22 protein-coding genes are annotated in these 23912 nt (G+C 55.2%); 13 read left to right on the top strand and 9 right to left on the bottom strand.

What is annotated here, in order from left to right; translation table 11 throughout:
• The first annotated feature begins 74 nt into the window (after window positions 1–74).
• Window positions 75–1325, top strand: coding sequence for a NupC/NupG family nucleoside CNT transporter (locus CMQ96_RS09265; protein ID WP_024359212.1), 1251 nt, complete (start codon window positions 75–77; stop codon window positions 1323–1325).
• Between the two features lie 32 nt (window positions 1326–1357).
• Here the strand turns inward: CMQ96_RS09265 and CMQ96_RS09270 are convergent, their stop codons facing one another.
• The 3 genes from CMQ96_RS09270 to CMQ96_RS09280 form a co-directional block, all read right to left on the bottom strand.
• Window positions 1358–2446 (bottom strand): sugar kinase, encoded by a 1089-nt coding sequence (locus CMQ96_RS09270; protein WP_004870378.1) that lies wholly within the window; start codon window positions 2444–2446, stop codon window positions 1358–1360.
• 1 nt (window position 2447) lies between these two features.
• Window positions 2448–3305: a deoxyribonuclease IV gene (nfo, locus tag CMQ96_RS09275; RefSeq protein WP_004870380.1), complete on the bottom strand. Its 858-nt coding sequence runs from the start codon at window positions 3303–3305 to the stop codon at window positions 2448–2450.
• Window positions 3306–3400: 95 nt separating this feature from the next.
• Complete coding sequence (locus CMQ96_RS09280; protein ID WP_024359211.1) at window positions 3401–4450, bottom strand: YeiH family protein; 1050 nt, start codon at window positions 4448–4450, stop codon at window positions 3401–3403.
• Between the two features lie 173 nt (window positions 4451–4623).
• Here CMQ96_RS09280 and yieE point away from each other — a divergent pair, with 173 nt between their 5' ends.
• The 3 genes from yieE to cirA all read left to right on the top strand — a co-directional run bounded on the left by yieE (window position 4624) and on the right by cirA (window position 9395).
• The gene (gene yieE / locus CMQ96_RS09285) at window positions 4624–5490 is read left to right on the top strand and encodes a DNA-binding transcriptional regulator YeiE (protein ID WP_004122885.1); all 867 of its coding nucleotides are present in this window, start codon (window positions 4624–4626) and stop codon (window positions 5488–5490) included.
• A 158-nt stretch (window positions 5491–5648) separates the two neighbouring features.
• Complete coding sequence (locus tag CMQ96_RS09290) at window positions 5649–7118, top strand: amino acid permease (protein ID WP_098066643.1); 1470 nt, start codon at window positions 5649–5651, stop codon at window positions 7116–7118.
• 303 nt (window positions 7119–7421) lie between these two features.
• The gene (gene cirA, locus CMQ96_RS09295; protein ID WP_004870389.1) at window positions 7422–9395 is read left to right on the top strand and encodes a catecholate siderophore receptor CirA; all 1974 of its coding nucleotides are present in this window, start codon (window positions 7422–7424) and stop codon (window positions 9393–9395) included.
• Window positions 9396–9631: 236 nt separating this feature from the next.
• On the opposite strand, the gene fghA is transcribed toward cirA, so the two are convergent.
• Window positions 9632–10468: an S-formylglutathione hydrolase gene (gene fghA / locus CMQ96_RS09300; RefSeq protein WP_098066645.1), complete on the bottom strand. Its 837-nt coding sequence runs from the start codon at window positions 10466–10468 to the stop codon at window positions 9632–9634.
• Window positions 10469–10835: 367 nt separating this feature from the next.
• On the opposite strand from fghA, the gene folE reads away from it, so the two are divergent.
• The 9 genes from folE to CMQ96_RS09350 all read left to right on the top strand — a co-directional run bounded on the left by folE (window position 10836) and on the right by CMQ96_RS09350 (window position 19780).
• A complete protein-coding gene (gene folE / locus CMQ96_RS09305) occupies window positions 10836–11504 on the top strand; it encodes a GTP cyclohydrolase I FolE (protein WP_004103895.1) in 669 nt (222 codons plus the stop codon).
• A gap of 15 nt (window positions 11505–11519) precedes the next feature.
• Window positions 11520–12677 (top strand): DUF418 domain-containing protein YeiB, encoded by a 1158-nt coding sequence (gene yeiB / locus CMQ96_RS09310; protein ID WP_049088495.1) that lies wholly within the window; start codon window positions 11520–11522, stop codon window positions 12675–12677.
• 155 nt (window positions 12678–12832) lie between these two features.
• Window positions 12833–13855: an HTH-type transcriptional regulator GalS gene (galS, locus tag CMQ96_RS09320; RefSeq protein WP_004870397.1), complete on the top strand. Its 1023-nt coding sequence runs from the start codon at window positions 12833–12835 to the stop codon at window positions 13853–13855.
• Between the two features lie 287 nt (window positions 13856–14142).
• Window positions 14143–15141 (top strand): galactose/glucose ABC transporter substrate-binding protein MglB, encoded by a 999-nt coding sequence (mglB, locus tag CMQ96_RS09325; RefSeq protein WP_004852665.1) that lies wholly within the window; start codon window positions 14143–14145, stop codon window positions 15139–15141.
• A gap of 118 nt (window positions 15142–15259) precedes the next feature.
• Window positions 15260–16780: a galactose/methyl galactoside ABC transporter ATP-binding protein MglA gene (gene mglA, locus CMQ96_RS09330; RefSeq protein WP_004870402.1), complete on the top strand. Its 1521-nt coding sequence runs from the start codon at window positions 15260–15262 to the stop codon at window positions 16778–16780.
• A 15-nt stretch (window positions 16781–16795) separates the two neighbouring features.
• Window positions 16796–17806 (top strand): galactose/methyl galactoside ABC transporter permease MglC, encoded by a 1011-nt coding sequence (gene mglC, locus CMQ96_RS09335; RefSeq protein WP_004122861.1) that lies wholly within the window; start codon window positions 16796–16798, stop codon window positions 17804–17806.
• A gap of 217 nt (window positions 17807–18023) precedes the next feature.
• Complete coding sequence (locus tag CMQ96_RS09340) at window positions 18024–18695, top strand: CsgG/HfaB family protein (RefSeq protein WP_024359208.1); 672 nt, start codon at window positions 18024–18026, stop codon at window positions 18693–18695.
• A gap of 72 nt (window positions 18696–18767) precedes the next feature.
• Entirely contained in the window at window positions 18768–19124 is a 357-nt protein-coding gene (locus CMQ96_RS09345) for a DUF4810 domain-containing protein (RefSeq protein ID WP_004870406.1), read from the top strand.
• Window positions 19121–19780, top strand: coding sequence for a DUF799 domain-containing protein (locus tag CMQ96_RS09350; protein WP_098066647.1), 660 nt, complete (start codon window positions 19121–19123; stop codon window positions 19778–19780). Before CMQ96_RS09345 ends, CMQ96_RS09350 begins: the two co-directional genes overlap by 4 nt.
• 82 nt (window positions 19781–19862) lie before the next feature.
• Here the strand turns inward: CMQ96_RS09350 and sanA are convergent, their stop codons facing one another.
• The 5 genes from sanA to CMQ96_RS09375 form a co-directional block, all read right to left on the bottom strand.
• On the bottom strand, window positions 19863–20579 hold the full coding sequence (gene sanA, locus CMQ96_RS09355; RefSeq protein WP_004122854.1) for an outer membrane permeability protein SanA: 717 nt from the start codon (window positions 20577–20579) through the stop codon (window positions 19863–19865).
• A 124-nt stretch (window positions 20580–20703) separates the two neighbouring features.
• Window positions 20704–21588 (bottom strand): cytidine deaminase, encoded by an 885-nt coding sequence (cdd, locus tag CMQ96_RS09360; RefSeq protein WP_098066649.1) that lies wholly within the window; start codon window positions 21586–21588, stop codon window positions 20704–20706.
• 127 nt (window positions 21589–21715) lie between these two features.
• The gene (locus CMQ96_RS09365) at window positions 21716–22411 is read right to left on the bottom strand and encodes a CidB/LrgB family autolysis modulator (protein WP_024359205.1); all 696 of its coding nucleotides are present in this window, start codon (window positions 22409–22411) and stop codon (window positions 21716–21718) included.
• Window positions 22408–22806 (bottom strand): CidA/LrgA family protein, encoded by a 399-nt coding sequence (locus CMQ96_RS09370; protein WP_004122849.1) that lies wholly within the window; start codon window positions 22804–22806, stop codon window positions 22408–22410. The genes CMQ96_RS09365 and CMQ96_RS09370 overlap by 4 nt, the downstream gene beginning before the upstream one ends.
• Window positions 22807–22927: 121 nt before the next feature.
• A complete protein-coding gene (locus CMQ96_RS09375; RefSeq protein ID WP_049085467.1) occupies window positions 22928–23845 on the bottom strand; it encodes a LysR family transcriptional regulator in 918 nt (305 codons plus the stop codon).
• Between the last annotated feature and the right edge of the window lie 67 nt (window positions 23846–23912).

The raw sequence follows: 23912 nt of genomic DNA on the forward strand, positions 1-23912 counted from the left end.
GGTTGCCCGCCCCGATATCAACGATACCGAAAGCCTGGCCTGCGCCGGGTTTTCCACCAGGTAAGGATATCATTATGGACATCATGAGAAGTCTTCTGGGGATGGTGGTGTTGCTGGCCATTGCCTTTGCGCTGTCAGTTAATAAAAAACGCATCAGCATCAGAACGGTAGGGGCAGCGCTGCTGCTGCAAATCGTGATTGGCGGGGTGATGCTCTATTTTCCGCCGGGCAAGTGGCTGGTCGAGCAGGCCGCGCTTGGGGTACACAAAGTCATGTCCTATAGCGACGCCGGAAGCGCGTTTATTTTTGGTTCACTGGTCGGTCCGAAGATGGATGTGCTGTTTGACGGCGCCGGCTTTATCTTCGCCTTCCGCGTTTTGCCCGCCATCATTTTTGTTACCGCGTTGATCAGTCTGCTTTACTACCTCGGCGTGATGGGGCTGCTGATCCGTATCCTCGGCGGGATCTTCCAGAAAGCGCTGAATATCAGCAAGATTGAGTCTTTCGTCGCCGTGACCACCATTTTCCTTGGGCAAAACGAGATCCCGGCGATCGTCAAACCGTTTATCAACAAGCTCAACCGCAATGAGCTGTTTACCGCGATTTGCAGCGGGATGGCGTCGATCGCCGGGTCGATGATGATCGGCTATGCCGGTATGGGCGTGCCGATTGATTATCTGCTGGCCGCTTCGCTTATGGCTATTCCCGGCGGGATTCTGTTTGCCCGTATGCTAAGCCCGGCAACTGAAGCATCCCAGGTCACTTTCGACAATCTCTCTTTCAGCGAGACGCCGCCGAAAAGCGTGATCGAGGCGGCGGCGTCAGGGGCGATGACCGGCCTGAAAATTGCCGCCGGGGTGGCAACCGTGGTGATGGCGTTTGTGGCGATTATCGCGCTGCTGAACGGTATTATCGGCGGCATTGGCGGCTGGTTTGGCTTCGGTCACGCCACGCTGGAGGGGATTTTCGGCTTTCTGCTCGCGCCGCTGGCGTGGATCATGGGCGTTGACTGGAACGATGCGACGCTGGCGGGCAGCCTGATTGGACAAAAGCTGGCGATCAACGAATTCGTTGCCTATCTCAACTTCTCGCCCTACCTGCAAAGTGGCGGGAACCTGGACGTGAAAACCGTTGCGATTATCTCGTTTGCGCTGTGCGGTTTCGCCAACTTTGGCTCGATCGGCGTGGTTGTCGGGGCGTTTTCGGCTATTTCACCGCAGCGCGCGCCGGAAATTGCCCAGCTTGGGCTGCGCGCCCTGGCGGCGGCCACGCTCTCTAACTTGATGAGCGCCACCATCGCCGGGTTCTTTATTGGGCTGGCATAACGTGATGCGCGCGCCGCGTCAGCGGTGCGCTGCTATCCGTTGGCAAGTAAATTGAGCGCGTTATCAACGGACAACGAGGGGTTGTTGATGCTGTGGCTGGCGCGGGTGATGGCGGTGCAGGCCATGGCGAAAGCGGCGCTCTCTTTAAAGTCGCTGCCGTCGAGATAGCTATAAAGCAGCCCGGCCATCAGCGCATCGTCGGCGCCAAAGCTGTCTATCGTCGTATGGCCCGGCAGGCTCATCCGGAAGCGTTCACCACCGGCTTCGCTACAGAAAATCGTGTCATCTTCCAGGTAAATCACCACCCGCTGGGTGCCTCTTTCGTGCAGCCATGCTAACGCCCGATCGCGATCGGCCTCGTTTTCAATGGGCTCGCCCCAGAGGATCTGCAGTTCGCGCAGCGTGGGTTTCAGCGTGTGGATCTTTCCTAGCCACGGGCGAATGCGGTGCGCTTTAAACTCGGACACGGTATCAACAAACACCGGAATGGCGTTGGTCAGAGTAAACACCCACTCCAGCGACTGTTCCGTTAAATTACAATCGACCAGAACGACGCCTGCATGCGTCAGCAGATCCCGATACTGATTCAGCAGCTGCGGCGTGAGCGACTGTAAAATATGCGTATCGTTAATCGCCAGTACCGTCTCTTCCTGCGGATTGGCGATGGAGAGATAGGTGGCGGTATTATGGCCGTGCAGGCGGATACAGCTCTGTACGTTTACGCCGGCCTGGCGGGTTTGCTCCAGCAGCGTTTCGCCGTAAAAATCACTGCCGACGGCGGAAATCAAATGCACATCGCGGCCCAGCAGCGCCAGGTTATGCGCGATATTTCGCGCCACGCCGCCCGCGGAGCACTGGATATTACCCGGGTTTGACACCGGTTGAGGATAATGGATATCGGCAATTCCGCGGATATCCATATTCACCGCGCCCAGCGAGACGCAATACTCCTGCTCGGTAAGGATGTAGCCTTTGCCCTTGATGGCCCCCTTACGCGTGAGGTCCATAATATGCGCGGCTACGCGGGAGCGGCTAATCTGCAGAATATCGGCAATCTCATGCTGCTGAATCAGCGGGTTGCGCCGCAAAATTTTGAGGATCTGCTTTTCCCTGTCGTTCATATCAGACCCTAGCCTCTTCCGTTTGCTGAGCCCGCAGCCAGGCGATCTCTTCCGCCCAGATATCAGGATTGATCGTTTCCAAAATCAGCGGGATACCGTCAAAGCGGCTGTCCTGCATAATCCAGCGGAAAGCGTCATGGCCGATATTGCCTTCACCCAGGCTGTGGTGACGGTCAACGCGGCTGGCGAACGCGCTTTTCGCATCGTTCAGGTGCATACCGCGCAGATACTGAAAACCGACAATCCGTTCGAAATCAGCGAAGGTTTTTTCACACTCTTCGGCGCTGCGCAGATCATAGCCTGCGGCGAAGGCATGGCAGGTATCAATGCATACGCCGACGCGTGATTTATCTTCTACGCCGTCGATGATGGCCGCCAGATGCTCAAACTTAAAGCCCAGGTTACTGCCCTGGCCGGCAGTGTTTTCAATCACCGCCGTAACGCCTTCGGTTTTTGCCAGCGCGATATTGATCGATTCGGCGATACGCGCCAGACATTCGTCTTCCGGGATTTGCTGCAGATGGCTACCCGGATGGAAATTCAGCAGCGTCAGGCCGAGCTGCTGGCAGCGGGAAAGTTCATCAATAAACGCATCGCGGGATTTTTCCAGCGCGTCCTCAACCGGATGGCCGAGGTTTATCAGATAGCTGTCGTGCGGCAGAATTTGCCCCGGACCGAAATGGTGCTTTTCGCAGGCGGCTTTAAATTCAGCAATGGTTTCGTCGCTCAGAGGCGCGGCGCGCCACTGGCGCTGGTTTTTGGTAAAGAGGGCAAATGCGGTCGCGCCGATTTCGGCTGCGCGAATGGCGGCATTGGCTACACCGCCGGAGGCGCTGACGTGCGCTCCAATATATTTCATAAAAAAACTCCAGATAAGCCGCTGGGGGAGGGTAATGATAGCGGCTTAGCCGGAGAGTTACATCATCCTTAATACAACCTGAGTCGCGAGGGGCTTCAGGCCATCAGGCTATGAATGGCCAGGTTAATCGCGCCGCCGCCGACAATCAGCCAGACGAAGAGCATCAGCGCCATCAGCAGCGGTTTGGCGCCAGCTTTTTTCAGCGCGCTGACGTGGGTGGTCAGGCCGAGGGCGGCCATCGCCATCGCCAGCAGTACGGTATCCAGCGTGACCAGCATTTCGACAACCGCTTTCGGCAGCAGGTGGAAGGAGTTAAACACCGCCACCAGAATAAACAGGACCGCAAACCATGGAATGGTGATTTTACTTTTTTCCCCGCCGTTGGCCGGGGATAATTGCTTCACGCGCGCGGCGAGGAACAGCAGGAACGGCGCCAGCATCATCACGCGCAGCATTTTTGCAATCACCGCCGCGTTTTCCGCGTCCGGACCCACCGCGTGGCCTGCCGCGACAACCTGAGCAACCTCATGCATCGTCGACCCCATATAAATGCCGTAGGCTTCCGGCGTAAACCAGTGCGCCAGGAAGGGGTAAATCGCCGGGTACAGGAAGATGGCAATGGTGCCGAAAATGACCACCGTGGCGACGGCGACCGTCACTTTGCTGGCTTCCGCTTTGACGACCGGTTCGGTCGCCAGTACCGCTGCCGCGCCGCAGATGCTGCTGCCGGCGCCAATCAGCCAACTGGTATGTTTATCCAGGCCGAAAACCTTTTGCCCAAGAAAGCAGGCGATAAAAAAGGTGCTGGAAAGCGTCAGCACGTCAATGACGATACCGCCTACGCCGACGTCGGCAATCTGGGCGAACGTCAGGCGAAAGCCGTATAAAATGATGCCGAGACGCAGCAGGTGCTGCTTGGCAAAAATCACGCCGCCGTCGCAGGGCTGCCAGATTTTCGGGTAAACCGTGTTCCCGATAACCATGCCGAATAAAATGGCCAGCGTGAGGGCGCTGAAGCCCGCGCCGGCGATAGCCGGAAAACTACCGGCCCACAGCGCTGCGCCGGTGAGCACGGCGGTCAGCGCCAGTCCAGGTGCAAAGTGCCGCAATGGGCGATGTTTAGTCGGTAAAGTGAGTGCTGTCATAACCTTCTCCTTTGTCTGGGAAAAGCATACGACCCGCTGGCTTAAATATAAAATTGATTATATATTTATAATTAATCGAAATAAGTGGTAAATACGCGGTTTCGCGGTTTGACAACGACGGGCATCAGTCTTACGCCGCGGATCGCGAGTCGTCTATAAAGGCAGGAAAAATCATGCATATCACGCTACGGCAGCTGGAAGTGTTTGCTGAAGTATTAAAAAGCGGTTCGACGACGCAGGCATCGCAAATGCTGGCGCTTTCCCAATCGGCGGTCAGCGCGGCGCTGACCGATCTCGAAGGGCAGCTGGGCGTGCAGCTATTTGACCGCGTAGGGAAAAGGCTGGTGGTCAACGAGCACGGCAGACTGCTTTATCCGCGGGCGCTGGCGCTGCTGGAGCGGGCGCTGGAGATAGAACAGCTGTTTCGCGGCGACAACGGCGCGATCCGCGTCTACGCCAGCAGCACCATCGGCAACTATATTCTGCCGGAAATTATTGCGCGCTATCGACGCGATCTGCCGGATTTACCGCTGGAGCTGAGCGTAGGCAATAGCCAGGACGTGATCAATGCGGTGGCCGATCTGCGCGTGGATATCGGGCTGATTGAAGGCCCCTGTCACGCCGCGGATATTATCGCCGAACCCTGGCTGGAAGATGAACTGGTTGTCTTTGCCGCGCCGGATTCGCCACTCCTCGAAGGGGAGGTAACGCTGCAACGGCTGGCGGAAGCGCCGTGGATTTTACGCGAGCACGGCTCCGGGACCCGGGAAATCGTCGACTATTTATTACTCTCGCATTTACCGGCGTTTCATCTGGGGATGGAGCTGGGCAACTCGGAAGCCATCAAGCACGCGGTGCGCCATGGTTTAGGCATTAGCTGCCTGTCGCGACGCGTGGTGGCGGAGCAGCTTGAAGTGGGGTCGCTGGTAGAGCTGACGATTCCGCTGCCGCGTTTAACCCGCACCTTGTGGCGCATTCATCACCGGCAGAAGCATATTTCCAAGGCATTACAGCGATTTCTGCATTATTGCGACGTGTAAAAGCGACGCAATGCGCGCTGGCGTTTCCGGGATTTCATGCTTTACTAATAATCCATGCTCGATCATGAAGCTCTCTTATAACTTTGCAATTGTATCGGATGGATCACAGACACTCTGGTACAATCTCGCCTCGTTTTTTGGATGGATAGCATTTTCACATGGTTTCGGATACTAAAACCACACAAGCGCCCGGTTTACGTCGTGAACTGAAGGCGCGCCACTTGACCATGATCGCGATTGGCGGTTCCATAGGTACAGGTCTTTTTGTTGCCTCTGGCGCAACAATTTCTCAGGCGGGCCCTGGCGGGGCGCTGCTCTCTTATATTCTCATCGGCCTGATGGTTTATTTCCTGATGACCAGCCTCGGCGAGCTGGCGGCGTTTATGCCGGTATCCGGCTCTTTTGCAACCTATGGGCAAAATTACGTTGAGGAAGGCTTTGGCTTCGCGCTGGGCTGGAACTACTGGTACAACTGGGCGGTAACCATCGCCGTTGACCTCGTTGCCGCTCAGCTGGTGATGACCTACTGGTTCCCCGATGCGCCCGGTTGGGTCTGGAGCGCGCTGTTCCTCGGCATCATGTTCCTGCTGAACTGGATCTCGGTAAAAGGCTTTGGCGAAGCGGAGTACTGGTTCTCGCTGATCAAAGTTGCCACCGTCATCATCTTTATTATTGTCGGCGTGATGATGATCTTCGGTATCTTTAAAGGCGCGCAGCCTGCGGGCTGGAGCAACTGGGTTATCGACGATGCGCCGTTTGCCGGCGGTTTTGCGGCAATGATTGGCGTAGCGATGATTGTCGGCTTCTCGTTCCAGGGAACCGAGCTTATCGGCATCGCGGCCGGCGAGTCGGAAAACCCGGAAAAGAATATTCCGCGCGCCGTACGGCAGGTGTTCTGGCGTATCCTGCTGTTCTATGTGTTCGCGATTCTGATTATCAGCCTGATCATTCCGTATACCGATCCGAGCCTGCTGCGTAACGACGTAAAAGATATTTCCGTTAGCCCGTTCACGCTGGTCTTCCAGCACGCGGGGCTGCTGTCGGCGGCGGCGATTATGAACGCGGTTATCCTGACCGCGGTGCTGTCGGCGGGTAACTCCGGGATGTACGCGTCCACCCGCATGCTCTACACCCTGGCCTGCGATGGCAAAGCGCCGCGTATTTTCTCTAAGCTGTCCAAAGGCGGCGTGCCGCGGAATGCGCTGTATGCCACCACGGTGATTGCAGGGCTGTGCTTCCTGAGCTCGATGTTCGGTAATCAGACCGTTTACCTGTGGCTGCTGAACACCTCCGGCATGACCGGCTTTATCGCCTGGCTGGGGATTGCCATCAGCCACTATCGCTTCCGTCGCGGCTACGTGCTGCAAGGGAACGATCTCAACGACCTGCCGTATCGTTCAGGCTTCTTCCCGCTGGGGCCGATCTTCGCTTTCGTGCTGTGCCTGATCATTACCCTGGGCCAGAACTACGAAGCGTTCCTCAAAGATACCATCGACTGGGGCGGCGTGGCGGCAACCTATATCGGTATTCCGCTATTCCTGGTTATCTGGTTTGGTTACAAGCTGGCGAAAGGGACGCGTTTTGTACGCTACAGCGAAATGAAGTTCCCGGAGCGCTTTAAAGGCTAAACCGCGCTGGCGCAGTCAGATAAAACCCTCTCACGCAGAGGGTTTTTTTATGCCCCCAGCCCTTACAAATTGACACATTTCTCCACAATTTTATTGATAATTGTAATCATTATCTTTATCATTTCCATCAAATTCAGGATGAAGCCAATCCCCATATCTTGCAGAGGGTCAGACTGACAAGGGGTGACCAGCCACATCTACTGTAAAAAATTGCGTGCATACGCCGTTAGAGCGCTATGCCGACAGTACCTGTGAGCAGGACCTTTTTTGTTTGTTTTGTTGTACACCTCATGGAGATATGGAATGTTCAGGCTAAACCCTTTTGTCCGGGCCGGATTATGCGCGTCCGTCGTATCCCTGGCGTTTCCGGCGCTCGCCGACGTTAACGAAGAAACGCTGGTCGTCACCGCGGCGGCAACTGAACAGAGCGTCAAAGATGCGCCCGCCAGTATTAGCGTTATCACCCAGCAGGATCTGCAGCGTAGACCGGTACAAAACCTGAAGGATGTCCTGCGGGAAGTGCCGGGCGTGCAGCTCACCAACGAAGGGGATAACCGCAAAGGGGTGAGCATTCGCGGCCTCAGCAGCGGCTATACGCTGATCCTCGTTGACGGTAAACGCGTTAACTCGCGCAACGCCGTTTTTCGCCACAACGATTTTGACCTTAACTGGATCCCGGTTGATGCCATTGAGCGTATCGAAGTCGTGCGCGGGCCGATGTCCTCACTCTATGGTTCCGACGCCCTCGGCGGCGTGGTGAATATCATCACCAAAAAAGTCGGCCAGCAGTGGACCGGCACCCTCAGCGCGGACACCACCATTCAGGAACATCGCGATCGCGGCGATACGTACAACGGTCAGTTCTTTACCAGCGGCCCGCTGATTGACGGCGTGCTGGGGATGAAGGCCTACGGTAGCCTGGCAAAGCGCGCCAAGGACGATCAGCAGGCTTCCAGCAACGCAGCGGGCGAAACGCCGCGTATTGAAGGTTTCACCAGCCGCGACGGCAACGTCGAATTCGCCTGGACGCCAACTGATAATCAGGACATGACCGCAGGCTACGGGTTTGATCGCCAGGATCGGGATTCCGACTCGCTTGATCGCAACCGCCTCGAGCGCCAGAACTACTCCCTGAGCCACAACGGCCGCTGGGATGTCGGCAATAGCGAGCTGAAATTCTACGGCGAGAAAGTGGATAATAAAAATCCGGGTCAGGCCGGGACCATCACTTCTGAGAGTAACTCGGTGGACGGCAAATACGTTCTGCCGTTGGGAATGATTAACCAGCTGCTGACCTTCGGCGGCGAATGGCGTCACGATAAGCTGAAAGACCCGGTCAATCTGAGCAGCGGCAGTCAATCCACCTCCGCCAGCCAGTACGCGCTGTTCCTTGAAGATGAATGGCGGATCATCGAACCTCTGGCCTTGACCACCGGCATTCGCATGGACGATCACCAGACCTATGGCGATCACTGGAGCCCGCGCGCTTATCTGGTGTATAACGCCACCGATACCGTGACCGTGAAGGGCGGCTGGGCGACGGCATTTAAAGCGCCATCCCTGCTGCAGCTGAACCCGGACTGGACCACCAACTCCTGCCGCGGCTCGTGCAGCATTATCGGTAACCCGGATCTGAAACCGGAAACCAGCGAAAGCTTCGAGCTGGGCCTTTACTACCGCGGCGAAGAAGGCTGGCTTGAAGGCGTGGAAGGAAGCGTCACCACCTTCCAGAACAACGTTGACGATATGATTGATATCCTGCGTACCTCCAGCGCCAGCGAAGCGCCGGGCTACCCGAACTTTGTCGGCTGGAAAACGGTGAACGGGAAACGCGTGCCGATCTTCCGCTACTTCAACGTCAATAAAGCGCGTATCAAAGGGGTAGAAACGGAATTGAAGGTGCCGTTCGGCGACGAATGGAAGCTGACGGTTAATTACACCTATAACGATGGCCGTGACCTGAGCAACGGCGGCGATAAACCGCTGCAAACGCTGCCGTTCCATACCGCTAACGGTACCCTCGACTGGAAACCGCTGGACGACTGGTCCTTCTACGTCACCGCCAACTATACCGGCGAACAGCGATCGGTCAGCGCGACGGGCAAAACGCCCGGCGGCTACACCATGTTTGATATCGGCGCGGCCTGGAACGTCACCAAAAATGTCAAGCTGCGCTCCGGAGTGCTTAACGTCGGCGATAAGGATCTAAGCCGCGACGACTATAGCTATACAGAAGAAGGTCGCCGCTACTTTATGGCCGTCGATTACCGCTTCTAACCGGGCAATAAAAGAGGGCTGGCGGGGAAACCTGCCAGCCCTCTTCTTTCTGCCTCAGCACAACGGTAAAACTCAATCCTGCCCTGAGACGAAAGCCTCAAGCGCCGCCAAAATCATACCCCCCGATGACGGAAATACACTATCTCGCTGTATGTATTAGTTTTTATGACGATTTGTTGGTGAGGTGTTTTGCGTATCAATGCGCCGGGAAGGGGCTTCACGACGCATTGAGATGATCAGGCGAAGAGGTACCGGGCGTGGAAGCGCAGGTGGTCCTCAATAAATGAGGCGATAAAGTAGTAGCTGTGATCGTAACCGGGCTGAATGCGCAGGGTTAACGGCCAGCTTTTCTGACGCGCGGTTTCCGCCAGTACCGCCGGCTGCAGCTGCTCGGCAAGAAATGCATCGCTGTCACCCTGATCAATCAGGGTTGGAATCGCGTCAGATTCGCTGCTGGCCTGCATTAACGCGCAGCTGTCCCAGGCCTGCCAGGCCGCTTCATCCGCTCCCAGATAGGCGGTAAACGCTTTTTGACCCCAGGGAACCTGGGTCGGGTTAACGATAGGCGCGAACGCGGAAACGCTGACGAAGCGGCCCGGATTCTTCAGCGCCATCACCAGCGCGCCGTGGCCGCCCATGGAGTGTCCGCTGATGGCGCAGCGACTGCTGAGAGTAAACTCGCGGGCAATCAGCTGCGGCAGCTCGTCGCGAAGGTAATCGTACATGCGGAAATGCGCGGACCACGGCGCCTGGGTGGCATTGAGGTAAAAGCCCGCGCCTTTACCCAGATCGTAAGCGCTATCGTCGGCAACATTATCACCGCGCGGGCTGGTGTCCGGCATCACCAGCGCAATGCCCAGTTCGGCGGCGACGCGCTGAGCGCCCGCTTTGGTAGTGAAGTTTTCATCATTGCAGGTCAGGCCGGAGAGCCAGTAGAGAACCGGCGGCGGCGCGTCCGCGTTGGCGGGCGGTAAAAAGATGCTGAAGGTCATTGCGCAGTTCAGCGTTGCGGAGTCGTGCCGCCAGCGTTGCTGCCGACCTTCAAAACAGCGGTGCTCTTCGAGCAGTTCCATGCAGGGCTCCTTAAGTGTCTCAGACGTAATTTTCCATAATACAGATATTTCATGGCCTCGTGAGTAACTTTCACTTCCTCCTTTTCGGAACGTATTGCATCATTAATGCAACTTTTAACTAACATGCTGACGTTGTCGTAGCGCTGGAATCGCGCTATCGGCCGGCGATTGGGTTGGTTGCGGCAAGGTGAGCAGGGCGTTGCGTGACGCATCGTAGTGCGCTGGTCTGGCGGCGTGGAACGAGAGGTGACGCCAATTTCAACAATTATCGATGCGGCTACTGGATTCTGTGCGTCACCTCACGCACAATGAATACAAACTTTGCCCTCAGAAGAGCAAAGAGCGCCACACCTGCAGGAGAACAAAAATGTCATCACTGAGTAAAGAAGCCATACTCGTTCATGAAGCGCTGGTCGCTCGTGGGCTGGAGACGCCGCTGCGTCCGCCAGTACAAGAAATTGATAATGAAACTCGCAAGCGTCTGATCGCCGGACACATGACCGAGATTATGCAGCTGTTAAACCTTGATCTAAGTGATGACAGCCTGATGGAGACTCCGCATCGCATCGCCAAAATGTACGTCGATGAGATTTTCTCCGGCCTGGACTACGCCCGGTTCCCTAAAATCACCGTCATCGAAAATAAGATGCAGGTTGATGAAATGGTGACCGTGCGCGATATCACCCTGACCAGCACCTGCGAACACCATTTCGTCACGATCGACGGCAAAGCGACGGTGGCCTATATCCCGAAAGATTCGGTGATTGGCCTGTCGAAAATTAACCGCATCGTGCAGTTCTTCTCCCAGCGCCCTCAGGTGCAGGAGCGACTGACGCAGCAGATCCTCACCGCGCTGCAAACGCTGCTGGGAACCAGCAACGTCGCGGTTTCCATCGATGCGGTACACTACTGCGTGAAAGCGCGCGGCATTCGCGATGCGACCAGCGCCACCACCACCACGTCGTTGGGCGGCCTGTTTAAATCCAGCCAGAATACCCGCCAGGAGTTCCTGCGCGCCGTACGTCACCACAACTAAAACGGAGCAGGGTACATGGAGAGAAATGTCACGCTGGACTTTGTCCGCGGCGTCGCCATCCTCGGTATCCTGCTACTGAATATCAGCGCCTTCGGTTTACCGAAGGCCGCTTACCTCAACCCCGCGTGGTCCGGGAACATTTCCGCCAGCGACGCCTGGACCTGGGCGATTCTCGATCTGCTGGCGCAGGTCAAATTCCTGACCCTCTTCGCCCTGCTGTTTGGCGCCGGACTTCAGCTGCTGCTGCCGCGCGGCAAGCGCTGGATCCAGTCGCGCCTGACGCTGCTGGCGCTGCTTGGCTTTATTCACGGTCTGTTTTTCTGGGACGGCGATATTCTGCTGGCCTATGCGCTGGTAGGGCTGGTGGGCTGGCGAATGGTGCGCGACGCCCACGATGTCAAATCGCTGTTTAATACCGGCGTGGTGCTATACATCATCGGCGTGGCGGTCCTGCTATTGCTGGGATTGATTTCCGGCAATGCGCCCAATCGTTCGTGGTTGCCGGACGCGGCAAATTTGCAGTACGAGCAGTACTGGAAGCTAAAAGGCGGCTTTGAGGCGGTAAGCAATCGCGCAGATATGTTGTCGGATAATCTGCTGGCGCTGGGCGCGCAGTACGGCTGGCAGTTGGCCGGTATGATGCTGATGGGCGCCGCGCTGATGCGCAGCGGCTGGCTCAAAGGGCAGTTCAGCCTTCGCCACTACCGGCGTACCGGCGGGCTGCTGATTGCCGCCGGAATGGCGGTCAATTTGCCCTCTATCGTCGCCCAGTGGCATCTCGGCTGGGACTATCGCTGGTGCGCATTTTTGCTACAGGCGCCGCGCGAGCTGAGCGCGCCGCTGCAAACCATCGGCTACGCGGCGCTGGCCTGGGGCTTCTGGCCGCAGCTGTGTAAGTTTCGTCTGCTAGGGGCGATTGCCTGCGTCGGGCGCATGGCGCTGACCAACTATCTGCTGCAGACCCTGATTTGCACCACCCTGTTTTACCGCTTCGGCCTGTTTATGAAATATGACCGCTTACAGCTGTTAGCCTTCGTGCCGCCCGTATGGGCGGTCAATCTCCTCTTCTCGTGGTTTTGGCTACGTCATTTCCGTCAAGGCCCCGTTGAGTGGCTATGGCGTCAATTAACCCTGCGTGCATCGGGGACATCATTAAAAGATACATCCAGATAACGATCTGGATCACAATCATTAACAAAATGGATGTAACCGTTTCCATCCCTGTGACCTCACTCACGTAGCGTGCGGCACGTCGCTGCCAGAATAGCCTCCTTGCTGAACACAGGAGGTGAGTGTGACGTACTGCAATGCTCTACAGGTCGGTGAGTATGATCACCATTCGTGATGTCGCCCGCCAGGCGGGTGTTTCCGTCGCGACGGTTTCGCGCGTGCTGAATAACAGCGCGCTGGTGAGCCCGGATACGCGAGAAGCGGTAATGAAGGCGGTGTCGCTGCTGGGCTATCGGCCGAACGCCAACGCGCAGGCGCTGGCGACGCAGGTCAGCGATACCATCGGCGTGGTGGTGATGGACGTGTCGGACGCCTTTTTTGGCGCGCTGGTGAAAGCGGTTGATACCGTCGCCCAGCAGCATCATAAATATGTGCTTATCGGCAATAGCTATCATGAAGCGGAAAAAGAGCGCAACGCCATCGAGGTGCTGATTCGCCAGCGCTGTTCGGCGCTGATCGTCCACTCTAAAGCGCTGAGCGACGCGGAGCTGGGGGATTTTATGGAGCATATGCCGGGAATGGTGCTGATTAACCGCATCGTGCCGGGGTACGCCCACCGCTGCGTTGGGCTGGATAACGTCAGCGGCGCGCTGATGGCGACCCGCATGCTGCTCAATCATGGCCACCAGCGCATCGGCTATCTCTCTTCCAATCACGGTATCGAAGATGATGATTTACGGCGGGAAGGGTGGTTCAGAGCGTTACATGAGCACGGCATTGTCGCTCCCGAAAGCTGGGTGGGTTCCGGGTCGCCTGATATGCAGGGCGGTGAGGCGGCGATGGTCGAGCTGCTGGGGCGCAACCTCGGTCTGACCGCGGTCTTCGCCTATAACGACAGCATGGCGGCCGGCGCGCTCACGACGCTTAAAGATAACGGCATTGCCGTACCGCAGCATCTTTCGCTGATCGGTTTTGATGATATCCCCATTTCCCGTTACACCGATCCGCAGCTGACGACGGTGCGCTACCCGATTATGTCGATGGCGAAACTGGCGACCGAGCTGGCGCTACAGGGGGCGGCGGGGAAGCTGGATCGTGAGGCCAGCCACTGTTTTATGCCGACGCTGGTGCGCCGACATTCGGTGGCGCAGAGGCAAATTGTGGGGCCGATCACTAACTAATTATCTGCCTGATGTAACCGCTTTCAATATGTGAGTGATTTCACAGTTTGTTAACATTAAGCTGACTATGATTGCTGCGTTTACAAGTCTGAACATACTATGTCACGGTGATTAATCACTTTTACAGCAGTAATCGGCGTTAAACGATGAATAAAGCCGTTTTTCAGGAGCGTTCCCTACACGGAAGACAGAATTACAGTCGTGAATGTCGCTGTGCAGTAACATTAATGTAACGCTCGCCAGCCATTTTCACACCAAAGACCCTGCATAATAAAACCGGAGATTCCATGAATAAGAAGGTGTTAACCCTGTCTGCTGTAATGGCCAGCATGTTATTCGGCGCCGCGGCGCACGCAGCAGATACGCGTATCGGCGTGACGATTTATAAATACGACGACAACTTTATGTCGGTGGTGCGCAAGGCAATTGAGAAAGACGGCAAATCGGCGCCGGATGTTCAGCTGCTCATGAATGACTCGCAAAACGACCAGTCCAAGCAGAACGATCAGATTGACGTCCTGTTGGCAAAAGGCGTGAAGGCGCTGGCGATTAACCTGGTTGACCCGGCGGCGGCGGGGACGGTCATCGATAAAGCCCGTGGCCAGAACGTACCGGTGGTGTTCTTTAACAAAGAGCCATCCCGTAAGGCGCTGGATAGCTACGATAAAGCGTACTATGTCGGTACCGATTCAAAAGAGTCCGGCGTGATTCAGGGTGACCTGATTGCCAAACACTGGAAAGCGAACCCGAACTGGGATCTGAATAAAGACGGCCAGATTCAGTTTGTCCTGCTGAAAGGCGAACCGGGTCATCCGGATGCGGAAGCGCGTACCACCTACGTGATTAAAGAGCTGAACGACAAGGGCTTCAAAACCCAGCAGCTGGCCTTAGACACCGCCATGTGGGACACCGCACAGGCGAAAGATAAGATGGATGCCTGGCTGTCTGGCCCGAACGCCAACAAAATTGAAGTCGTTATCGCCAACAACGATGCGATGGCCATGGGCGCGGTAGAAGCGCTGAAGGCTCACAATAAGAGCAGCATCCCGGTGTTCGGCGTCGATGCGTTGCCGGAAGCGTTAGCGTTGGTTAAATCCGGCGCTATGGCGGGTACCGTGCTGAACGATGCCAACAACCAGGCGAAAGCCACCTTCGATCTGGCGAAAAATCTCGCCGATGGGAAAGAACCGGCTGCCGGCACTAACTGGAAAATTGAAAATAAGATTGTCCGCGTACCGTACGTGGGCGTTGATAAAGACAATCTGAGCGAATTTATCGGTAAGTAATAGCTTAATAAGCTGCGGGCGTGCGCGCTGTACGCCCGATTATTCCTGATACAGAACCCGTCCCTGTTCGTCGTTAATTCGTCGGCAGGGGTATGCACGCACGCAGCCAGGTATAACTATGGTCAGCAATAATAGCGAACGGTCAGGCGAATATTTGTTGGAAATGACCAACATCAACAAATCGTTTCCTGGCGTCAAGGCTCTCGATAATGTGAACCTCAAGGTTCGTCCCCACTCTATTCATGCCTTAATGGGGGAGAACGGCGCGGGCAAATCAACATTATTAAAATGCCTATTTGGGATCTATCAAAAAGATTCCGGCAGTATTCTTTTTCAGGGACAAGAGATCGATTTCCATTCGGCTAAAGAAGCCCTGGAAAACGGTATTTCAATGGTTCATCAGGAATTAAACCTGGTCTTACAGCGTTCGGTGATGGACAACATGTGGCTGGGACGTTATCCCACCAAAGGCGTGTTTGTCGATCAGGACAAAATGTATCGTGATACCAAAGCGATTTTCGATGAGCTGGATATTGATATCGACCCGCGCGCTCGCGTCGGTACGCTATCGGTATCGCAAATGCAGATGATTGAAATTGCGAAGGCATTTTCCTATAACGCCAAAATTGTCATTATGGATGAGCCGACCTCTTCGTTAACTGAAAAAGAGGTCAATCATCTGTTTAAAATTATCCGCAAGCTGAAAGAGCGCGGCTGCGGCATTGTCTATATTTCCCACAAAATGGAAGAGATCTTCCAGCTGTGCGATGAAATTACTATCCTGCGCGACGGCCAGTGGATCGCCACCCAGCCGCTGGAAGGGCTGGATATGGATAAGATCATCGCGATGATGGTAGGCCGCTCCCTCAATCAGCGCTTCCCGAACAAGGAAAATAAGCCGGGCGAGGTGATTCTTGAGGTGCGCAATTTAACCTCGCTGCGCCAGCCGTCGATTCGCGATATCTCTTTCGATCTGCACAAAGGCGAAATTCTGGGGATTGCCGGGCTGGTCGGAGCGAAACGTACCGATATCGTCGAGACGTTATTCGGCATTCGCGAGAAGGCCGGCGGGACGATCAGGCTGCACGGTAAGAAGATTAACAACCATAGCGCCAATGAAGCCATCAACCACGGCTTTGCGCTGGTGACCGAAGAGCGCCGCTCGACGGGAATTTATGCCTACCTGGATATCGGTTTTAACTCGCTGATCTCCAATATTAAAAAATACAAGAATAAGGTCGGATTGCTGGATAATTCACGCATGAAAAGCGATACCCAATGGGTGATTGATTCGATGCGCGTGAAAACCCCGGGGCAGCACACGCAAATTGGTTCGTTGTCCGGTGGCAACCAGCAGAAAGTTATTATCGGTCGCTGGCTATTAACCCAGCCGGAAATACTGATGCTCGATGAACCCACGCGTGGGATTGACGTTGGGGCGAAGTTCGAAATTTACCAGCTGATCGCCGAGCTGGCAAAAAAAGACAAAGGGATCATTATTATTTCCTCCGAGATGCCGGAGCTACTGGGTATTACTGACCGTATTCTGGTAATGAGCAATGGTCTCGTTGCCGGAATTGTTGAGACTAAAACCACCACGCAAAACGAAATTCTCCGTCTTGCGTCGTTGCACCTTTAAGATCAGGGGCTCCTCATGAGTGCGTTAAATAAAAAGAGTTTTCTCACCTATTTGAAAGAAGGTGGGATTTACGTGGTTCTTTTAGTATTACTGGCTATTATTATTTTCCAGGATCCGACTTTCTTAAGCTTGCTGAACTTAAGTAATATTCTGACCCAGTCTTCGGTGCGTATTATTATCGCGCTCGGCGTGGCCGGACTGATTGTCACTCAGGGTACCGACCTTTCAGCCGGACGTCAGGTCGGCCTCGCGGCGGTTATCGCCGCCACCATGCTGCAGGCGGTGGACAACGCCAATAAGGTCTTCCCGGAAATGGCCACGATGCCGATTCCGCTGGTTATCCTGCTGGTGTGCGCGATCGGCGCGGTGATTGGCCTTATCAACGGCATTATCATTGCTTACCTGAACGTGACGCCGTTTATCACCACCCTCGGCACGATGATCATCGTTTATGGTATCAACTCCCTGTATTACGACTTTGTGGGCGCGTCGCCGATCTCCGGCTTCGATAGCCACTTCTCGCAGTTTGCCCAGGGGTTTGTGGCGCTGGGTTCATTCCGCCTGTCGTATATCACCTTCTATGCGCTGATTGCCGTGTTCTTCGTATGGATCCTGTGGAACAAGACCCGCTTTGGCAAAAACATTTTTGCTATCGGCGGCAACCCGGAAGCGGCGAAGGTTTCCGGCGTCAACGTCGCTCTGAACCTGCTGATGATTTATGCGCTCTCCGGCGTGTTCTACGCCTTCGGCGGCCTGCTGGAAGCCGGACGCATCGGTTCGGCGACCAACAACCTTGGCTTTATGTATGAACTGGATGCGATTGCCGCCTGCGTGGTCGGCGGCGTATCGTTCAGCGGCGGGGTCGGCACCGTGTTCGGCGTGGTGACCGGGGTGATTATCTTCACCGTCATCAACTACGGTCTGACCTATATCGGCGTGAACCCGTACTGGCAGTACATTATCAAAGGGGCGATTATTATCTTCGCTGTAGCATTGGATTCGCTGAAGTACGCGCGGAAGAAGTAAGTTTCTCTCTCGGAAAAAGCTGCCTGCGGGCAGCTTTTTTTATTTGCGCGGGACGGGATCACGAAAATTAATATTGCGGTGCCAATAGCCGTTGGTTTTTTCATATCTGGAATACGTTACTATTTTTGGCAAAATGTAAACATGTGTTTATGTATTTTTCCGCAAACTAAGGATATTATGCTCATTTGCTGTTTTGATAATGGAAAGGAACCCTCGAATGTTAAAGAAAATGATAGCTGTGATAGGCTTCGGAAGCCTCGTATTATTAAGCGGTTGTGCAAAAGAATCATCCCGCTCACTCGAAGTCGCTAAGGTGACGACCTGGAATACGCCTTACCACGGCGCTCGCAGCCCAATTTCAGTGGGTAAGTTTGATAACCGCTCCAGCTATATGAATGGCGTATTCTCTGATGGCGTCGATCGTTTGGGTAATCAGTCAAAAACAATTCTCATAACACATTTGCAACAAACCGGGCGATTCAATGTTCTCGATCGGAGTAATATGGCCGAGTTGCAGAATGAAGCCAGTATAAAAGGGACCAGCCAGACGCTGAAGGGCGCTGACTACGTGGTGACGGGGGACGTGACCGAATTTGGGCGCAAGGAAGTCGGCGACCATCAATTATTTGGCATCCTGGGAAGAGGGAAGAGCCAAATTGCCTATGCCAAAGTGAATCTTAATATCGTGAATGTCCAGACATCCGAAGTCGTTTTTTCGTCGCAGGGTGCCGGGGAATTTGAGCTTTCTAACCGCGAAGTGATCGGATTCGGCGGTACCGCCAGCTATGACTCCACGCTAAACGGAAAAGTGTTGGATCTCGCTATCCGCGAAGCCGTAAATAATCTGGTTGCAGGTATCGAAAGCGGTGCGTGGACACCGGCTAAATAATCGTTCTGATTTCGACATTTCCCGTGTACGTACGGTGAAATGTCGCTTTAAATCATAATATGGATGTTAAAAATGAATATTATCCGTTCTGTTTTAATTCTGCTCGCCGTGGCGGTGATAAGCGGTTGTGCGACAAGCCCCAAACCCCTCTATAGCTGGAATGAATATCAGCCTGTGGTTTATGAGTATTACGCGCTGGATATGGGGCCACAAGAGCAAATCGAAACATTAAAAAAAGATATTGAAAAAGCGCGGGCGCAGGCGCTTCCTGTTCCTCCGGGACTGCATGCGCATCTTGGGATGTTATATATCGATACCGGTCATCCGGAGCTGGCAAAAACAGAATTTGAACAGGAGAAACGGCTGTTTCCTGAATCCAGCCAGTTTATGGATTTTCTGTTGAAGAAAATGCAGGGAGGCAAAGCATGAAAAAGTTATATGTAATATGCGCGGGTTTATTACTGATCCTGCTGTTGAGCGGTTGCGCGCCGAAAAAATCCTATGACTACACGGCATTCAGGCAGAGTAAACCGAAGAGTATTCTGGTCCTGCTGCCGAAAAACGAATCACCGGACGTTAAAGCGGGCTATGGGGTACTTTCGCAGGTCACGCTGCCGCTTGCCGAGGCGGGATATTATGTTTTCCCTGTTGCCGTCGTTGATAACACCTTTAAACAAAATGGCGTCGTGAATGGTGAAGAAATGCACGGTGTCAGCCATCAAAAGCTAAGAGAAATTTTTGGCGCTGACGCTGTGCTCTATCTTAAGGTCACGGAATATGGGACATCGTATCAGGTTATCAACAGCGATACCCGCGTCGCCGTTTCCGGTGAGCTGGTGGATATTCGTAACGGAAAACTATTATGGAAAGGCAGCGCGGTGGCTTCCAGCAGCGAAAGTGACGGTAGCGGCGGTTCGCTTTTAGGCATGCTTATCCAGGCGGCCGTTGACCAGATAGTCAACACCATGACCGACAGAAGCTATAAGGTCGCGGGTATTGCCGATGCGCGACTGCTCACGCCTGCCGCGCCAGCAGGGATGCTGTACGGCCCTCGCTCTCCTAAATACGGTAAAGATTTGCAATAGCGTCCTCAATAGATGGCCGATGCGCGCCTTTGCATCGGCCATTTATTGCTTATCATGAACCCCTCTTTGCCAGATAACGAGGCTACTTCTCTTTTTTCTGCAGCTCCAGCAGCTGCTGGGGCGTGACCGCCGGATAGGACTGCGCGCCGTCGGGAACTTCCTGCTGCGCGGGGATGGGGATCAGCGGGCCTAAAAAGCGCGGCTCGCGTTTAAAAATATAGAGATCCGCCAGCGCGCCGAAGCGGGCGCCGAACTCGCGCAGGCGAACGCTCCACATATCCTTTGGCGATGGTACCGCGTAGCACTGCGCCTGAATCCCCATATGCAGGGCAATAAACAGCGCCCGCTCGCAGTGGAAGCGTTGGGTAATGATAATAAAGTCGTTCGTATCGAAGACCTTACGGGTGCGAACAATCGAATCGAGCGTACGAAAACCCGCATAGTCCAGCACGATATCCGCCGGATCGACGCCGGCTTTAATCAAATCGCGGCGCATGGTCATCGGCTCGTTATAGCTTTGCAGCGCGTTATCGCCGCTGAGCAGCAGATAGTTCACCTTGCCGCTGTTGTAGGCGTTCAGCGCGCCCTGAATCCGGTAACGATAATATTGGTTGATAACCCCGGTACGGTAGTACTTAGCGGTACCGAGCACGACGCCGACCTGGCGATAGGGCAGGTCCTGCAGCTCGTCGTAAATATAGGGAGAGGTTTTCCAGCTCATCCAGCGGTCAAGACCCAGCACGGTTAACAGCAGCAAGCCGAACAGGACTAACAGGCTGTATAACACACGCTTTAACATGAACCTGGCTCAATAGTGGATGAGGGAAGCTTCAGGCTACTTTACCCGTCGGGCAAGCGCAAGAAACCGTCGTTTAATTGCGGGGATTTTCAACAGTGCGGGCCGTTTGGCCCGCAGAATGTGACTAACCTAACAGTACGCGATCGATATTATGGCAGCCCAGCGCCTTCAGCGTCGCCGCGGTGGCGTCCCACTGGATAAGCGCCGCATCGGCCTTTTCGGCCAGAATTGCGCGCTGGATATCCGGGTAATCGTATCCGTTGAGGCTCAGCAGATTCAGTGCGCCCTGCAGCGGAGGCAGCGTCGGGTTAAAGGCGGCGTTCTCGGCGTAGCTGCCGGTGAAAAGGGGGCCGTCTTTCAGCTCCAGCGCTACGCCGGAGGGCGAATTGCTGTAAGGCGTATGGCAACGGTTGGCCGCCTGAATCGCCGCCTGAGCCAGCGCGTCGCCGCTGAGCGGGAAGCCGTGGTCCTGCTCGTCCATCAGCAGGGTTTTAATGTCCAGATCTTTCGGGCCGAAAGCGTCCGGCAAATAGTGCTGCAGCGAATGCGCCTCGCGACCGGGGAGGTGGATGCGCAGCGCCAGGCCGCTGTTCAGCTCGTTCATAAACTGTCGGCAGTGGCCGCAGGGAGTATAGTTAACGGTAATCGCCCGCAGGGATTTTTCGCCGCGCAGCCAGGCATGGCTGATGGCGCTTTGTTCGGCGTGCACGGTTTGCTGCATAGTGGCGCCGAGAAATTCCATATTGCCGCCGAAGTACCAGGTACCGCTGATGCCGCGGGCAATCGCGCCGACGTTAAAATGGGAAAGATCGGCCCGCGCGCAGGCCGCCGCCAGCGGCAGCAAAGCAAAGGCCAGCGCGTCTTCATCCAGTCCCGTTGCGCTTTGCAGCGCCGCAACCTGGTCTGCATTCAGCAGGGCCGGGAAATGCCGATCGGTCAGCATCGGGGCGATGGCCGCTTGCAGGTCCGCCGCCAGTTGGGGAAGAACAGCTTGAAAACGTGGGTGCATGGCGTTGCCTCATAACAATGTAATGGAAATCTAGTGTACGGGGGGTGACAGCCTGTATATGTGATAAACATCTCATTGTCACTGCAACTAATTCGTGTTGCATTTAAAAATGTGATTAAAATCACATTTATCCAACCACCGCTAAAATAAGCGGAAATAAGAACGGCGCGACCAGCGAGGTAATGATCCCGCAAAGCACCAGCGCCAGCGAGCTGAACGCCCCTTCCTGATAGTCGAGCTCAGCGCAACGGGCGGTCCCCAGGGCGTGGGATGCGGTCCCCATCGACAGGCCGCGCGAGGCCTTGGTGCGGATGCGCATCACGTTCAGCAGGGTGTGACCAAAGACCGCGCCGAGAATGCCGACGAAAATCACGCACACCGCGCTGATCGCCGGAATCCCGCCAATGCTGCTGCTCACCGCCATGGCAATCGGCGTCGTCACCGATTTCGGCAAAATAGAGGCGGCAATCTGCGGGGTTGCGCCCATCAACAGGGCAACGGTGGTGCCGGTGACCATCGCCACCACGCTGCCGATAAAGCAGATGGTGATGATTGACTTCCAGCGGGCGCGGATTTGGTGCAGCTGCTCATACAAAGGAAAGGCCAACGCCACCACCGCCGGCTGCAGCAGATCGTTAAGAATTTTGCTGCCGAGGAAATAGCGCTCGTAGGAGATGCCGGTTATCAGCAGAAAAGGAATGAGCACCACCATCGCCACCAGCAGCGGGTTAAGCAGCGGAAATTTAAACCGCGCCGCCAGCCTGCGGGCAAGGAAAAAGACGACAAGGGTGAGCGGCAGCGACCACCAGATTTCATGGATCATTCTTCACTTCCTTTTTGTCCAACCACTTTGCGCTCACCGTGAACCAGGTGTGAACTCCAGCTGACCACTAAAAAGACCACCAGCGTGCTTATCGCGCAGGACACCACCACCGGGCCAAACTGCGCGCGCAGTAAATCCCAGTACTGCATGACGCCGACGCCGATAGGCACAAACAGCAGCGCCATATAGCGAATCAGGATGTTGCAGCCGGGGTTAACCCACTGTGGCGGCATGATCTGCAGCGCCAGCAGAAAAAACAGAATCAGCATGCCAATAATGCTGCCGGGAATGGCGATCGGCAGGAGCGAAGAGAGAAAAATGCCCGCATACAAGCAGGCGTAGATGAGCACGAAAGCGCGCAGATACTGCCAGACAATAATCAGTGATTTACTCATGGTAATAACCCTTGATGAACCGCATTCATCATACAATTAAAGCCAAAAATGTGCTACCGATCACATCATGAATTCTACGCATACCTGCAATAGAGAGGGGGAACAGCAAAACGGACGGCTATCAGAGCGTAGATTGCAGCGACAGGCAGTGCAGAAACCGGCTCAGCGCCAGCGAGGGCGTTTCACTTTTTCGCCAGAACACCCCAACGCTACCTTTTTGTTCAATGCGCGGCAAATTAAGAATCGCCAGCTGGTGCTGGGCGGCGTAGCGCTGCGCCAGGCGCAAGGAGAGAATTGAGACCATATCGCTGCTCTGCAGCAGGTTGCTGGTGACGTTCATCGAGGCGGACTCAATGGTGTTTTCCGGCAGCATCACGCCGTTATCCACCAGCGCGTTGTCGATGCTCAGGCGAATTGGCGTGCCGGTGGGCCAGACGATCCAGCGCCAGGGGGAGAGATCGGCCCAGCTTAACCGCGATTTTTGGGCCAGCGGGTGATCGGGACGGGCGACAAAGCAGACCGGTTCGGTGTAGAGCACCCGGTAGCTCAGCGGCAGCTCCAGCGCCCGTCCGCCGACGCGTCCGACAACCACATCCACCACGCCGGCGAGCAGATCGTTAAGCAGCGGCGTCATGACCTTCTCTTCGATATTCAGGTGCAGGGTCGGCATCTCTTTGAGCAGTTCGAGGATCGCCTGCGAGACGCAGTCGGTCGCCACCGGCGAACAGCCAATCATCAGGCTGCCCACCTGTCCGCCCTGCTTAAAACGCTCGATCTCATACTGCGAACGCGACATATCGTTAATCAGCCGCTGGGCGTGCTGAAGCAGCAGCTTCCCGCCTTCGGTCGGGCGCAGGCCTTTGCTATGGCGTTCGAACAAAACCATGCCGACTTCGTCTTCAAACTGGCTGAGCCATTTGGAGAGCGCGGGCTGAGTAATGTTCATCATTTTCGCCACCTGCGTGAGATTGCCTTGCTCCCCCAGCGCCACCAGCATCTGTAAATGGTGCAGCTTCAGTTTCTGCGTCCAGTCCGCCATTAGCGATAACCTCCAGGTTATGTCTATGCCCGAAATACCATTGTACATTTCATTGCCTGAGTTACAA

The organism is Klebsiella sp. MBT K-1 (assembly GCF_002556465.1).
GTDB classification, from domain to species: Bacteria; Pseudomonadota; Gammaproteobacteria; order Enterobacterales; family Enterobacteriaceae; genus Klebsiella; species Klebsiella grimontii.

Coding starts and splice junctions, on each gene's coding strand:
- fghA (WP_098066645.1), bottom strand. CDS start 10,468: ATGGAACTGCTCGAAGAGCACCGCTGTTTTGAAGGTCGGCAGCAACGC.
- yieE (WP_004122885.1), top strand. CDS start 4,624: ATGCATATCACGCTACGGCAGCTGGAAGTGTTTGCTGAAGTATTAAAA.
- CMQ96_RS09370 (WP_004122849.1), bottom strand. CDS start 22,806: ATGAGTAAATCACTGATTATTGTCTGGCAGTATCTGCGCGCTTTCGTG.
- yeiB (WP_049088495.1), top strand. CDS start 11,520: ATGGAGAGAAATGTCACGCTGGACTTTGTCCGCGGCGTCGCCATCCTC.
- CMQ96_RS09350 (WP_098066647.1), top strand. CDS start 19,121: ATGAAAAAGTTATATGTAATATGCGCGGGTTTATTACTGATCCTGCTG.
- CMQ96_RS09375 (WP_049085467.1), bottom strand. CDS start 23,845: ATGGCGGACTGGACGCAGAAACTGAAGCTGCACCATTTACAGATGCTG.
- mglB (WP_004852665.1), top strand. CDS start 14,143: ATGAATAAGAAGGTGTTAACCCTGTCTGCTGTAATGGCCAGCATGTTA.
- mglA (WP_004870402.1), top strand. CDS start 15,260: ATGGTCAGCAATAATAGCGAACGGTCAGGCGAATATTTGTTGGAAATG.
- nfo (WP_004870380.1), bottom strand. CDS start 3,305: ATGAAATATATTGGAGCGCACGTCAGCGCCTCCGGCGGTGTAGCCAAT.
- CMQ96_RS09280 (WP_024359211.1), bottom strand. CDS start 4,450: ATGACAGCACTCACTTTACCGACTAAACATCGCCCATTGCGGCACTTT.
- CMQ96_RS09265 (WP_024359212.1), top strand. CDS start 75: ATGGACATCATGAGAAGTCTTCTGGGGATGGTGGTGTTGCTGGCCATT.
- galS (WP_004870397.1), top strand. CDS start 12,833: ATGATCACCATTCGTGATGTCGCCCGCCAGGCGGGTGTTTCCGTCGCG.
- mglC (WP_004122861.1), top strand. CDS start 16,796: ATGAGTGCGTTAAATAAAAAGAGTTTTCTCACCTATTTGAAAGAAGGT.
- CMQ96_RS09290 (WP_098066643.1), top strand. CDS start 5,649: ATGGTTTCGGATACTAAAACCACACAAGCGCCCGGTTTACGTCGTGAA.
- sanA (WP_004122854.1), bottom strand. CDS start 20,579: ATGTTAAAGCGTGTGTTATACAGCCTGTTAGTCCTGTTCGGCTTGCTG.
- cdd (WP_098066649.1), bottom strand. CDS start 21,588: ATGCACCCACGTTTTCAAGCTGTTCTTCCCCAACTGGCGGCGGACCTG.
- CMQ96_RS09365 (WP_024359205.1), bottom strand. CDS start 22,411: ATGATCCATGAAATCTGGTGGTCGCTGCCGCTCACCCTTGTCGTCTTT.
- cirA (WP_004870389.1), top strand. CDS start 7,422: ATGTTCAGGCTAAACCCTTTTGTCCGGGCCGGATTATGCGCGTCCGTC.
- CMQ96_RS09340 (WP_024359208.1), top strand. CDS start 18,024: ATGTTAAAGAAAATGATAGCTGTGATAGGCTTCGGAAGCCTCGTATTA.
- CMQ96_RS09270 (WP_004870378.1), bottom strand. CDS start 2,446: ATGAACGACAGGGAAAAGCAGATCCTCAAAATTTTGCGGCGCAACCCG.
- folE (WP_004103895.1), top strand. CDS start 10,836: ATGTCATCACTGAGTAAAGAAGCCATACTCGTTCATGAAGCGCTGGTC.
- CMQ96_RS09345 (WP_004870406.1), top strand. CDS start 18,768: ATGAATATTATCCGTTCTGTTTTAATTCTGCTCGCCGTGGCGGTGATA.